Source organism: Streptomyces sp. NPDC005017, assembly GCF_042873115.1.
GTDB lineage: Bacteria > Actinomycetota > Actinomycetes > Streptomycetales > Streptomycetaceae > Streptomyces.
Genome location: NZ_JBIALD010000002.1, coordinates 11938 through 24732 on the forward strand (window position 1 = coordinate 11938; position 12795 = coordinate 24732).

At 71.6% G+C, this 12795-nt stretch carries 9 protein-coding genes; 6 read left to right on the top strand and 3 right to left on the bottom strand.

Features of this window, described 5'->3' with window-relative positions; all coding sequences use genetic code 11:
- The first annotated feature begins 101 nt into the window (after positions 1-101).
- From ACFYR0_RS02865 to ACFYR0_RS02875, 3 genes are all read left to right on the top strand, one after another.
- On the top strand, positions 102-983 hold the full coding sequence (locus tag ACFYR0_RS02865; protein WP_389321173.1) for a LysR substrate-binding domain-containing protein: 882 nt from the start codon (positions 102-104) through the stop codon (positions 981-983).
- A 426-nt stretch (positions 984-1409) separates the two neighbouring features.
- Positions 1410-3236, top strand: a complete 1827-nt coding sequence (locus ACFYR0_RS02870; RefSeq protein WP_389321176.1) for an AMP-dependent synthetase/ligase — start codon at positions 1410-1412, stop codon at positions 3234-3236.
- A gap of 106 nt (positions 3237-3342) precedes the next feature.
- Positions 3343-4179 carry an aldo/keto reductase gene (locus ACFYR0_RS02875; protein ID WP_389321178.1) on the top strand — a complete coding sequence of 279 codons (837 nt, stop codon included), beginning with the start codon at positions 3343-3345 and terminating at the stop codon, positions 4177-4179.
- Between the two features lie 48 nt (positions 4180-4227).
- Here ACFYR0_RS02875 and ACFYR0_RS02880 read toward each other — a convergent pair whose 3' ends face one another.
- A complete protein-coding gene (locus ACFYR0_RS02880; protein ID WP_389321181.1) occupies positions 4228-5142 on the bottom strand; it encodes a class I SAM-dependent methyltransferase in 915 nt (304 codons plus the stop codon).
- A 203-nt stretch (positions 5143-5345) separates the two neighbouring features.
- The gene (locus ACFYR0_RS02885; protein WP_389321184.1) at positions 5346-7076 is read right to left on the bottom strand and encodes a glycoside hydrolase family 6 protein; all 1731 of its coding nucleotides are present in this window, start codon (positions 7074-7076) and stop codon (positions 5346-5348) included.
- Between the two features lie 712 nt (positions 7077-7788).
- On the opposite strand from ACFYR0_RS02885, the gene ACFYR0_RS02890 reads away from it, so the two are divergent.
- Together ACFYR0_RS02890 and ACFYR0_RS02895 are read left to right on the top strand one after the other, a co-directional pair.
- Positions 7789-10626, top strand: a complete 2838-nt coding sequence (locus ACFYR0_RS02890) for a glycoside hydrolase family 48 protein (protein ID WP_389321954.1) — start codon at positions 7789-7791, stop codon at positions 10624-10626.
- Positions 10627-10796: 170 nt separating this feature from the next.
- A complete protein-coding gene (locus ACFYR0_RS02895) occupies positions 10797-11129 on the top strand; it encodes an SCO0607 family lipoprotein (RefSeq protein WP_389321187.1) in 333 nt (110 codons plus the stop codon).
- A gap of 165 nt (positions 11130-11294) precedes the next feature.
- Here ACFYR0_RS02895 and ACFYR0_RS02900 read toward each other — a convergent pair whose 3' ends face one another.
- The gene (locus ACFYR0_RS02900; RefSeq protein WP_389321189.1) at positions 11295-12263 is read right to left on the bottom strand and encodes a helix-turn-helix transcriptional regulator; all 969 of its coding nucleotides are present in this window, start codon (positions 12261-12263) and stop codon (positions 11295-11297) included.
- 40 nt (positions 12264-12303) lie between these two features.
- Here ACFYR0_RS02900 and ACFYR0_RS02905 point away from each other — a divergent pair, with 40 nt between their 5' ends.
- Positions 12304-12783, top strand: a complete 480-nt coding sequence (locus ACFYR0_RS02905; RefSeq protein WP_389321191.1) for a hypothetical protein — start codon at positions 12304-12306, stop codon at positions 12781-12783.
- The last annotated feature ends 12 nt before the right edge of the window (positions 12784-12795 follow it).

Here is a 12795-nt window from a genome sequence, read left to right on the forward strand (position 1 = left end):
CGCGCCGACGGGTTCCCCGCTCCATCCTGCCCCTCCCCCGGCCGATCGGGAATCCCGTACACCGCACTTACTGTCATCACGTTCCGCGATAGCCTCGGCCCATGTACGAGCCCGCCCATCTGCGCACGTTCCTCGCCGTGGCCCAGACGCTGAGCTTCACCCAGGCGGCGCGGCGGCTGGGGCTGCGCCAGTCGACGGTGAGCCAGCACGTGCGGCGTCTGGAGGAGGCGGCCGGCCGGACCCTGTTCAGCCGGGACACCCACTCGGTGGAGCTGACCGAGGACGGGGAGGCGATGCTCGGCTTCGCGCGGCGGATCCTGGAGGCGCACGAGCAGGCGGCGGCGTTCTTCACCGGCACCCGGCTGCGCGGGCGGCTGCGCTTCGGCGCCTCGGAGGACTTCGTGCTGACCCGGCTGCCGGAGATCCTCGAACGGTTCCGGCACGACCATCCCGAGGTCGACCTGGAGCTGACGGTGGAGCTGTCGGGCACGCTCCACGAGCAGCTGGGGGCCGGGAGGCTGGATCTGGTGCTGGCCAAGCGGCGGGCGGGTGATCCGCGCGGGCAGCTGGTCTGGCACGACCGGCTGGTGTGGATCGGCGGCGAGCGGCTGCGGCTGGACCCGGGCCGGCCGGTGCCGCTGATCGTCTATCCGCCGCCCGGCATCACCCGGGCGATGGCCCTGGAGGCGCTGGAGCGGGAGGGCCGCGAGTGGCGGGTCGCCTGCACCAGCGGCAGCCTCAACGGGCTGGTCGCCGCCGCCCGCGCGGGCCTCGGCGTGATGGCCCACTCCCGCGGCCTGATCCCGCCCGGCCTGGTCCGGGTCCCGGACCGGGCGGGGCTGCCCGAGCTGGGCAGGGTCGACTTCGTCCTGGTCCACAACCGCCGCCGCGCCTCGGCCCAGGGCCCGGCGGACGCCCTGGCGGCGGCGGTCCTCGCGGGCGGGGTACGGCCCGAGCGGGGCGGGCGGCGGGAGCCGGTGTGAGGGGCGGGCGAGTCTGAGGAGTGGGCCGGGCGCGAGGGCGTGGGCGCCGGAGCGGCCCGCAGCGGCCTGCGGCGAACGGGAGCGGCCCGGAGAGAAGGTCCGGAGAGAACCGGAGTGACGGATTCAGTCGATCCGGCGCTGACGGGAGAGAGGCCGGCGTCCACGTCCGGCCGACGGGCCGGGGAAGGGCCGCGTCGGCGGGGCCGGAAGGCGGGGCTCGGGTCGTACAGATTCCGTGGAGATTACGGCCCGGAAACTTACTGGCTCGTCAGGAAGCTGTCCGTCCCTTCCCCATCTGCACGGTTTTTCCCCCGCCGACCGGTGCGGACCTGAGCACCGCTCCGCTTTCGGGGCCCTGCCGCTCTCCGATGCTGGTGGGGTAGCTTTCACGGCGCTGCGAGGCGCCACATCGAGGCGGGAGCGGGTTTGCGCGAGTTCACCAACCCTCCGTTGGCGTTGGCACCGCCGGTGGGCGGCCTTGCCGACGTCGTCTTCGAGCGCGCCCAGGAGGACCCGCACCATGTCGCGCTCGGCCGCAAGGACGAGTCCGGGCAGTGGCGGGACGTGACCTCGGCGGAGTTCCGTGACGAGGTGCTGGCGCTGGCCAAGGGCCTGCTCGCCCAGGGCGTCCGGTTCGGCGACCGGGTCGCCATCATGTCCCGCACCCGCTACGAGTGGACCCTGTTCGACTTCGCGCTGTGGACGATCGGCGCCCAGGTGGTGCCGCTGTACCCGACCTCCTCGGCCGAGCAGGTCTTCTGGATGCTCCACGACGCCGAGGTGACGGCCGCGGTCGTGGAGCACGAGGACCACGCCATGACCATCGCCACGGTCATCGACCGGCTGCCCCGCCTCGACCGGCTGTGGCAGCTCGACGCGGGCTGTGTGCAGGAGCTGTACGACGCCGGGGCGCATCTGGAGGACGACGTGGTGCACCGGCACCGTCGCGCGGTGACGCCCGACTCGGTGGCCACGATCATCTACACCTCGGGCACGACCGGCCGCCCCAAGGGCTGTGTCCTCAGCCACGGCAACTTCATGTACGAGGCGGACACCGTCAGCGAGCGCTGGGAGCCGGTGTTCCACTCCCGCAAGGGCGACGAGGCGTCCACGCTGCTGTTCCTGCCGCTCGCGCACGTCTTCGGACGGATGGTGGAGGTGGCGGCGGTCCGCGGCGGGGTCCGCTTCGGGCACCAGCCGAGGCTGGACGCGGCCGCGCTGCTGCCGGACCTGGCCGCGTTCCGGCCGACGTTCGTCCTGGCCGTGCCGTACATCTTCGAGAAGGTGTTCGCGGCGGCCCGCCGCAAGGCGGAGAAGGAGGGCAAGGCCGGGCCGTTCGAGAAGGCCGTCGAGGTAGCGGTGAAGTACGCCGACGCCGTGGAGGAGAAGGCCTGGGGCATCGGGCCGGGGCCGTCGGCGGGACTGCGCATGCAGCACCAGTTCTTCGACAAGCTCGTCTACGCCAAGGTGCGCGCGGCGATGGGCGGCCGTATCCGCAACGCCATGTCGGGCGGCTCGGCGATGGACCGGCGGCTCGGACTGTTCTTCGCGGGCGCGGGCGTACAGATCTACGAGGGCTACGGCCTGACCGAGTCCACCGCCGCCGCCACGGCCAACCCGCCCGAGCGCACCCGCTTCGGCACGGTCGGCCGGCCGGTGCCCGGGGTGACCGTGCACATCGCCGAGGACGGCGAGATCTGGCTGCGCGGCGACAACGTCTTCCAGGGCTACCTCAACAACCCCAAGGCCACCGACGAGACCCTGCACGACGGCTGGCTGGCCACCGGCGACGTCGGCCAGGTCGACGAGGACGGCTATCTCACGATCACCGGCCGCAAGAAGGAGATCCTGGTGACCTCCGGCGGCAAGAGCGTCTCCCCCGGTGTGCTGGAGGAGCGGGTGCGCGAGCATCCGCTGGTCCACCAGTGCGTGGTCGTCGGCAACGACCGCCCGTTCGTCGCGGCGCTGATCACCCTCGACCAGGAGGCCGTCGAGCACTGGCTCGCCATGCAGAACAGGCCCCGGCTGACGGCCGCCGACCTGGTGCACGACCCGGATCTGGAGGCCGAGGTGCGCAGGGCGGTGGTGGCAGCCAACACCCTTGTGTCACAGGCCGAGTCCATCCGCACCTTCCGCATCCTGGCGCAGCCCTTCACCGAGGAGCACGGACTGCTCACGCCCTCGCTGAAGCTCAAGCGCAAGGCGATCGAGAAGGCGTACGCGTCGGAGGTCGACGCGCTGTACGAGGTGTGAGGCCCGGCGTCACCGCCGCACGGGTTCCCCGGTAAGGAATGCGTCCCGCTCCGTGGTCGTTGACCATGGGCGTACCACCGGACAGCGGACGACGAATCGAGAGCCCGTGAGCAGCAAGGTCCCCCCGATCATCCTCAACAACGGTGTCGAGATGCCCCAGCTGGGCTTCGGCGTCTGGCAGGTGCCGGACGCGGAGGCGCAGAACGCGGTCGCGACGGCGCTGGAGTTTGGGTACCGCAGCGTCGACACCGCGGCGATCTACGGCAACGAGGCGGGCACCGGCAAGGCCATCGCCGCCTCCGGCGTCCCGCGCGAAGAGATCTTCGTGACCACCAAGCTCTGGAACAGCGACCAGGGCTACGACTCCACGCTGCGCGCGTTCGACGACTCCGCCGCCAAGCTGGGCCTGGAGTACGTGGACCTGTATCTGATCCACTGGCCGGTCCCGGCGCGCGACCGCTACGTCGACACCTACCGGGCTTTCGAGAAGCTGCTCGGTGACGGGCGGGTCCGGGCCGTCGGTGTCTCCAACTTCCTGCCGGAGCACCTGGAGCGCCTCATCGGCGAGACCTCGGTGATCCCGGCGGTCAACCAGATCGAGCTGCACCCGCACCTGCAGCAGCACGCCGCCCGCGCCTACCACGCGGAGCAGGGCATCCGCACCGAGGCCTGGTCCCCGCTGGGCCAGGGCAAGGGCCTGCTGGAGGTCCCGGCGATCGTGGCCGTGGCCCAGAAGCACGGCCGCACCCCGGCGCAGATCGTCCTGCGCTGGCATCTCCAGCAGGGCACCATCGTGATCCCGAAGTCCGTGACCCCGTCCCGGATCAGGGAGAACATCGAGGTCTTCGACTTCACCCTGGACACCGAGGACCTGGCCGCGATCGGCGCCCTCAACGAGGACCGCCGTCTGGGCCCGAACCCGGCGACGTTCGACATGGCCTGACCCGGGGGGTCTCCCGCCGGGCCCGGCCGGCCGCCCCGGCCGTCGGTGTCACAGCGTCCGCGTCGCCGTGTGGACCGTGTGAGCCGCGAGGACGAACACGTCGGGGCGGTGGTGGACGCTCGCGCCGTCGGCCGGGTCGACGAGGCGGTCGAGGGTGGCGCGGTCCTCGGCGTCGAGTCCGTCGGCCATCGCCTCGCGGAGGCGGGAGAGGGTCGCGGCGACGTAGGCGCGGGCCCGGTCGGTGGCGGGGGCGGGAAGGTCGAGCAGGAAGGTGCGGGTGCCGGTGGGCTTCAGTCCCGCCGAGGCGAGCAGGGCGGCCCAGTCCTCGGTCTCGTCGACCACGCCGGGCAGCGAGGCGCGCATCCGGGCGAACCACTCGGACTCGACGGCGTCCAGCCGGTCCTGGAGGCCAGGGCGGCCGATGCCGATGTCGCGGGGCAGGAAACGGGCCGGCAGTCCGCCCTCCATCAGGGCGAGGGTGCCACCGGGCGCGAGACACCCGGCGAACTCGGCGAGAGCGGCGCGCTGGTCGCCCAGGTGGTGCAGGCTGCGGCTGGCCCACAGCAGGTCGGCGGGGTAGTCGAGATCGCCCAGGGCGTCGGGCAGTTCACCGGCCAGGGTGCCGAAGCGGTCGGCGACACCCAGCCGCTCGGCACGGGCGCGGGCCCGCTCCAGCAGGGGCTCGTTGCCGTCGACGGCAACGACCCGGGCTCCGGGGAAGGTGTCGGCGAGCAGACAGGCGACCACACCGGGGCCGCTGCCCGCGTCGACGACCAGGCCGGGATCGGTCTGCCGCTTGCCGAGCCAGGCCAGGGCGTGCTCGTACAGCGGTGTGAACAGTTCCGCCTGCGACTCCAGCAGCGGGCCCATCTCGGCCCAGTCGATGTCGGTGGTGTCGTGGTGATGGTGTCCCGGGCCCTCGTGCGGGTCGTGCTCGCCGTGCTGGTGGTGTGCGTGCGCCATGGTGGTCAGCCTCTCCTCCGGATGCGGCCAGCGTGCGCCGACGCACCGGGGCGGGGCCAGTCCTGTTGCCGGAACCGCAAAACCGGCGGCCTTCTGTTGCCGCGCGGGACGCGGCGGGCCACCCGCCGAACCGGGCCCGGCGGGTGGGGTCCCGCCGGGACCGGGGCCACTCCCGGTCCCGGCGGGGCGTACCCTCCGGCCGGTCAGGACAGCGGCGGGTACGCGTTCTGCATCAGCTGCCGGAACTGTGCCGAGAACCACTGCCCGGAGAGGGGCGCGTCCGGCAGGGAGCCCGACATGCTGTTGCCGTTGCGGGCGTTGCCGGTGTACGTCGGGTCGCACATCCGGTCGAAGCCCTTGCCCTCGTCGTTCGGGATCTCCTTGCTGGCGCCGTCGGACTCGCCCGGGGGCTTCATCCAGACGTACGCGTCGATCCCGGCCGCGGGCGCGGCCTGCGGGCGTTCGCCGAGGCCGGCTCCGGCCTGGTTGCACCAGTTGCCGAGGTGGATGCGGCGGTCGTAGCGGCCGCCGTTGACATAGGTGTCGACGCTGGTGGTCGCGCCGGGGCCGGTCGGCCGCTGGGTGCCGCCCCAGCCGTTGCGGGAGGTGTCGATGAGCATGCCCAGCTTCGAGTCGAAGCCGATGGAGACCAGCTTGTCGCGCATGGCCTGGGCGTAGGACAGCTCGTCGGTGTAGCGGTTCCAGTCGACCCACTTGGACTGGCGCACGGAGGTGCCGTTCACCGTGTCCGTGATCTTGAAGTTGTCCTCCTTCAGCGCGCTGTAGTTGGCGGTGTTGACGATGAAGCCGTGCACGTCGGCGACGGTCGCGCCCTCCGAGACGGCCGCGGACTTGAACATGTCGGCGGAGGCGCCGAAGTTGTCGTCCCAGCCGAGCCAGCCGTGGTGGCCGGCGTCGATGTAGTTGTAGACGTTGCCGATGTCGCCCAGCTTGTTCAGGGCGTAGCCGACGCCCTTCTGGTAGTTGCCGTTGGCCTTCATCACGTCGCAGTTGGGCGTGGCGGTCGGCCGGCCGGAGACGTTGGTGACGAGGTTCGGCAGCGAGTCGATCTCGACCGTGGTGACGATCCGCAGCCCGCTGTACTTGGAGTCGGCGAGGATCGCGGCGATCGGGTCGATGTACTGGGTCTTGTACCTGCCGATCTCCGTCGGGCCCAGCTCGCCGTTGGAGGCGAGGGCGGCGCAGTCACGGCCGGGCAGGTTGTAGACGACGAGCTGGACGACGAGTTCGCCGGAGCCCTTCTGCCGCAGCGCCTCGTCGAGGTGGGCGCGCAGGCCCATCCCGCCGTTGACCCCGTTGATCGCGGCGATCCGGTCCAGCCACACACCGGTGGGCTGGTTGGAGACGCGGCTGCCGCCCGGTTCCGCGGCGGCCTTCGCGGCCCACTCGGGGTTCACGTACACCTTGGCGCCCGCGTAGGGGTTGTCCACCCGCCCGGAGGGGGTTCCGGGGTCCGTCGGGCCGGGGTCCGTTGGGCCGGGGTCGGTGGGGCCGCCGCCGTCGACGTTGCAGGTGACGCCGTCGAGGGTGAAGGCCGCCGGTACCGCGTTGGAGCCGCTGTAGGCGCCCTGGAAGCCGAAGCTGACCGAACCGCCGGTCGGCAGGCTGCCGTTGTAGCTCTCGTTGGCCGCCGTGACGGCCGTCCCGGACTGCGTGATCTTCGCGTTCCAGCCGTTGGTGATCCGCTGGTTGCCGGCGTACGACCACTTCACCGCCCAACTCGACTTGGCGGCCGAGTTGTTGGTGACGGTGACATTGGTGGTGAAGCCGGAGCCCCAGTCGTTCTGCACCTGGTAGTCGACGGTACATGCGGCCGCGGCCGCGGCCGCGCCGGGGACGACGGCCAGGGCCGTGCCGGAGGCGCCGGCGACGAGCGCCAGTGCGGCCAGCAACGCCATTCTGTTACGGCTCATGAGTGCGGGTTTCCTTCTCTGCGGGGGGAGTTCACTGACGGTCGGAACGCAGGTGATCGCGCGGCCCGATCCCGGCCGGCGTGGAGGTGCCTTCGTGCGCGGAGATCGGGGCAGGTCCGGTACCGCGGTTCCGGGGTGTTCCAGGTCCGGCCCGGGCGGCGGAGTGCGCGCACGCCGACCGCGCCATGACGCGGCCGATGCCGAGGTGCGCACGGGTGACTCACCGTTCCGTCGGCGGCCGGGGGACCCGGGCGGCGTCGGGAGCGGGGGTGGAGTCCCAGCAGCTCTCACTGGAACGGGAGTCGAGGGGGTGGGCCTGCCCGACGGCCCACGGCGGCGCCGGCAGGTGAACGAGCTGAACGCGGGGGGTGTCGCATGAGCGATTCCTTGCGGGCCGGGTGTGCCGTGACGGCACACGTCGACTGATGGAAGCGCTCCCACTGGTGCGTTGGAAGGTAGCGCCAAGCGACGGTGGATGACCAGAGGGTTGCCTTGACTTTCCGCAAATGGCGTCTGTCGAATCTTTTCGACTGTCCACACGCCTTGACCGGATACCACCCCGTCCTCACTATGGGAGCGCTCCCACTGGTTCAACCCTTGACTTCGTCTCCGAGCCGCAAGGAGGAACCAGCACGTGAGACCCCCACACCCGCGCAGAGCCGTCCGAAGGCTGTGGACCGCCGTCGTCGCAGCTCTGGCGCTGCCCCTGACCATGCTGGCGACGGGTTCGGCCCCCGCACAGGCGGCCGCGCTCCAGTGCGGCGTCGACTACAAGACCAACGACTGGGGCTCCGGCTTCACCGCGGACCTGACGATCACCAACCGCGGTACGGACGCGATCGACGGCTGGACGCTGACCTACGCCTACACCGGCAACCAGCAGCTCTCCAACGGCTGGAACGGGACCTGGTCCCAGTCCGGCAAGGCGATCACCGTGCGCAACGCCGGCTGGAACGGCACGATCGCCGCCGGGGCCGCGGTGACGACCGGCGCCCAGTTCGCCTACAGCGGCACCAACGCCGCCCCGACGTCGTTCGCCGTCAACGGCACCACCTGTGCCGGCGCCCACCAGCCGCCGGTCACCGTGCTGACCAGCCCGGCCGCGGGCGCGGTGTACTCGCGAGGAGACGCCGTCCCCCTTGCGGCCACCGCCGCCGCGGCCGACAACGCCACCATCGGCAAGGTCGAGTTCTACGACGACACGACCCTGCTCGGCACCGACACCAGCGCGCCGTACTCCCTGTCGGTGTCCACGCTCGCCGTGGGCGGCCACTCGCTGGTGGCGAAGGCGTACGACAGCCTGGGTGCCTCCGCGGCCTCCACGCCGGTCGGCATCACCGTCGCCGCGGGGCCCGCCGTGGTCGCCTCACCGGCCCAACTCCCGGTCCAGCAGGGCAAGTCGGGCACGTACGACGTGAAGCTTTCCACGCGGCCCAGCGCCGACGTGACCGTCACCACCGCCCGGGTGAGCGGCAACACCGGACTGTCGGTGACCGCCGGCGCCTCGCTCACCTTCACCCCGTCGAACTGGAACACCGCCCAGAAGGTGACCGTCACGGCCGCCGCGAGCGGTACCGGCTCGGCCGTCTTCGAGTCGACGGCCGGCGGGCACGCCAAGGCGAGCGTCACGGTGACCCAGATCGCCGCGACGAAGGAGTACGACGCCCGCTTCCTGGAGCTCTACGGGAAGATCACCAACCCGGCGAACGGCTACTTCTCCCCCGAGGGCATCCCGTACCACTCGGTGGAGACGCTGATCGTCGAGGCGCCCGACCACGGCCATGAGACCACCTCCGAGGCCTACAGCTATCTGCTGTGGCTCCAGGCCATGTACGGCAAGGTGACGGGCGACTGGTCCAAGTTCAACGGGGCCTGGGAGATCATGGAGAAGTACATGATCCCCACCCACGCCGACCAGCCGACCAACTCCTTCTACAACGCCTCCAAGCCCGCCACCTACGCACCCGAGCTGGACACGCCGAACGAGTATCCGGCCAGGCTGGAGACGGGCGTGTCGGTCGGCCCCGACCCGATCGCGGCCGAGCTCAGGAGCGCGTACGGCACGGACGACGTCTACGGCATGCACTGGCTCCAGGACGTCGACAACGTCTACGGCTACGGCAACTCCCCCGGCAAGTGCGAGGCGGGTCCGGCGGACACCGGCCCGTCCTACATCAACACCTTCCAGCGCGGCGCGCAGGAGTCGGTGTGGGAGACCGTGCCGCAGCCGACCTGCGACGCCTTCAAGTACGGCGGCAGGAACGGGTATCTGGACCTGTTCACCGGTGACTCCAGCTACGCCAGGCAGTGGAAGTTCACCAACGCCCCCGACGCCGACGCGCGTGCCGTACAGGCGGCGTACTGGGCGGACGTGTGGGCCGAGCAGCAGGGCAAGGGGGCGGACGTCTCCGCGACCGTGGCCAAGGCCGCGAAGATGGGCGACTACCTGCGCTACGCGATGTACGACAAGTACTTCAAGAAGGTGGGCAACTGCGTCGGCCCGACGGCCTGCCCGGCCGGCACCGGCAAGGACTCGTCCCACTACCTGCTGAACTGGTACTACGCCTGGGGCGGAGCCACCGACACCTCGGCGGGCTGGGCCTGGCGCATCGGCTCCAGCCACGCGCACGGCGGCTACCAGAACCCGCTGGCCGCGTACGCGCTGGCCAACTACGCCGATCTGAAGCCGAAGTCGGCGACCGGTCAGGCGGACTGGGCCAAGTCCCTCACGCGTCAGGTCGAGTTCTACCGCTGGCTCCAGTCCAGCGAGGGCGCGATCGCGGGTGGAGCGACCAACAGCTGGGCGGGCCGCTACGCGACCCCGCCGGCCGGGACGTCCACGTTCTACGGCATGTACTACGACGAGAAGCCCGTCTACCACGACCCGCCGTCCAACCAGTGGTTCGGCTTCCAGGCGTGGTCGATGGAACGGGTCGCCGAGTACTACCAGCAGACGGGGAACGCGGCGGCGAAGTCGGTGCTCGACAAGTGGGTCGACTGGGCGCTGTCCAAGACGACCGTGAACCCCGACGGCACGTTCCGGATCCCCTCCACGCTCGCGTGGTCGGGGCAGCCCGACACCTGGAACGCGTCGAGTCCCGGAGCCAACAACGGACTTCATGTCTCCGTGGTCGACTACACCGACGACGTCGGTGTGGCCGCCGCGTACGCCAAGACGCTGACGTACTACGCGGACCGCTCGGGTGACACCGAGGCGGCGACCACGGCGAAGAAGCTGCTGGACGGCATGTGGAACCACCACCAGGACGCGCTGGGCATCGCCGTGCCGGAGACCCGGACCGACTACAACCGGTTCGACGACACGGTGTACGTCCCGAGCGGGTGGACGGGCACGATGCCGAACGGTGACGCGATCAACTCGTCGTCGACGTTCGCGTCGATCCGGTCCTTCTACGAGAACGACCCGTCGTGGTCGAAGATCGAGGCGTATCTGGCCGGTGGGGCCGCGCCGACGTTCACGTATCACCGGTTCTGGGCCCAGGCGGACATCGCGCTCGCCATGGGGGCGTATTCCGAGTTGCTCGAGTAGCTCGGGGCTTCTGCCGGTTGTCGGGCGCGGGTGGGCGCCGACCGCGTTCGGGCTGGGTGATCGGAACTGCACGGTCGTCCGATCACCCAGTACGGCTGAGTACACCTACTCATGAGGAGGTGCCCTCCCGTCGCGCAGGCTGGTCGCACACCACCGAGAGGGAGTCACCCGTGCACACGACCAGCCGAGCCCGTCTGCTGCCGCTCCTCGCCCTGGCCGGCCTGACCGCCGCCCTGACGACCGGGTGTTCCCTGGAGCAGGACGCCGTCTGCTCCGGCGGTCGGTACCCGGTGCTGGCCGTGAACGACGCCGGGAGCGACTGCGTCGACGACGGCCGGGAGCCGGCACCGGGCTGGGCCCGCTACCCGCAGGGCAAGGTCCCCGAGCGCGTCGGCGACAAGTGGTACGAGTACTGGCAGACCCGGACCCTCGACGAGAACGGGGCCGTGGTCCCGGCGCCCGAGTTCCCGGTGTCCGAGGCCCCGGCGCCCGGGGTCCGGTGAGCGGCCGCCGCCCCCGGGACCGGGGCGCGGCCGCCGCCCGTGCTCACGGCGTGCGGACGGCCGGCCGTGGGGCCGTCGCCATTCCGCTGCCCAGGGAGAAGCTCGGGTGCGGCGGCTGGTTCGGCCTCACGGGACGAACCTCCCGAGGAAGACGGATGTTCCCCCTCAGTCGCCGCCGGGCGCCGGCGGGTTGCCGTACCGCCGCGCCAGTTCCCCGACCGTCGCCGCCAACCGCGCCCGTAGTTCCGGCGGTTCGAGGACCTCGATGCCGGTGCCCAGGCGCAGGAACTCGTCATGGGCGTCGTCCAGGGACTCGACGGGCACGGTGGCGACGGTCCGGCCCGCCGCGTCCGTACGCCCGTTCGCGCGTACGGCGACCCCGGCCGGCCCTGTCAGGACGACACCGGGCTGGAGCCTCACGACGGCCTCGGCGCGGTGCAGCCGCGCCAGGAAGTCGCGCTGGTACGCGGCCCAGTGGGCGGCCAGGTCGAAGCCCCCGGGGCGGGTGAACTCATCACCGGGCACGGTCAGTTCGAGGATCTTGGCGACGCGGAAGGTGCGCGGACCCGGTCCGGCGACGACGTACCAGCGGCCCGCCTTGAGCACCAGCCCGTACGGCTCCAGACGGCGCCGTACGTCGGTGGGCTCGCGCCAGCGGCGGTACGTCACCTCCAGCACCCGTCCGTTCCACACGGCGTCGGCGACCTCGGGGAGGAAGCGGGTGTCCTCGGGGTCGGTGTACCAGCCGGTGGCGTCCAGGTGGAAGCGGCCGCCGACCCGGTCGGCGTGCGCCCGCAGCTCCGCCGGGAGGGCGGCGCGCACCTTGAGCTGGGCCGCGGCCAGCACCGCGCCGAGGCCGAGCTGCGCGGCGGGACCCGGCGCCCCGGCGAGGAACAGTGCCTCGGCCTCCTCGGCGGTCAGGCCGGTGAGCCGGGTGCGGTAACCGTCGAGCAGCCGGTACCCGCCGGCGTGGCCCGCGTCGCCGTACAGCGGGACTCCGGCCGCGGCGAGCGCCTCGGTGTCCCGGTAGACCGTGCGCACCGACACCTCCAGCTCCGCGGCGAGCTGGGCGGCGGTCATCCGGCCCCGGGTCTGGAGCAGCAGGAGGATCGAGACGAGTCGGCTGGACTTCACTGCCACAGGATGTCAGTGAAGCGCCCTTAGCGTGCGCGTCATGGCCTTCGAGGAGAAACTGCTCACCGTCCCGCCGCCGATCGAGGTCGCCGGGCGGCACATCAAGCGCTACCACGTCACCTCCGACCCGGCGGGCATCGCGCCCGAGGTCGCCGCGGCCGCCTACGCGATCCTGCCGAAGCTGCTGCCGGACCCCGACGGCACGCCGCCCGCGACCTTCGTCGTGCTGCACCGGGGCGGCGACGACGGCGCCTATCTCAACGCGTACAGCTGGGTCTGGGACAACGTGATCCACTTCCGCGGCGCGGCCGCCGGACAGCCCGTGCTGGGCTGCCCCGACCGCGACCCGGCCCACTTCGTGACGCTGGACCGGCCGTGGATCGGCTGTGTGTGGGAGCTGCCGCCGATCCGGCACGAGCGGGACGCCTGGGTACGGCATCTGCTCGCCCCCGCCGCCCCCGACCTGGCCTCCTATCTGGCCGACAGCATGGCCGAGGGCACCACGGGAGGGCGTGCGTGAGCGGCCCGTGAC

Coding starts and splice junctions, on each gene's coding strand:
- ACFYR0_RS02865 (WP_389321173.1), top strand. CDS start 102: ATGTACGAGCCCGCCCATCTGCGCACGTTCCTCGCCGTGGCCCAGACG.
- ACFYR0_RS02890 (WP_389321954.1), top strand. CDS start 7,789: ATGCTGGCGACGGGTTCGGCCCCCGCACAGGCGGCCGCGCTCCAGTGC.
- ACFYR0_RS02885 (WP_389321184.1), bottom strand. CDS start 7,076: ATGAGCCGTAACAGAATGGCGTTGCTGGCCGCACTGGCGCTCGTCGCC.
- ACFYR0_RS02880 (WP_389321181.1), bottom strand. CDS start 5,142: ATGGCGCACGCACACCACCAGCACGGCGAGCACGACCCGCACGAGGGC.
- ACFYR0_RS02905 (WP_389321191.1), top strand. CDS start 12,304: ATGGCCTTCGAGGAGAAACTGCTCACCGTCCCGCCGCCGATCGAGGTC.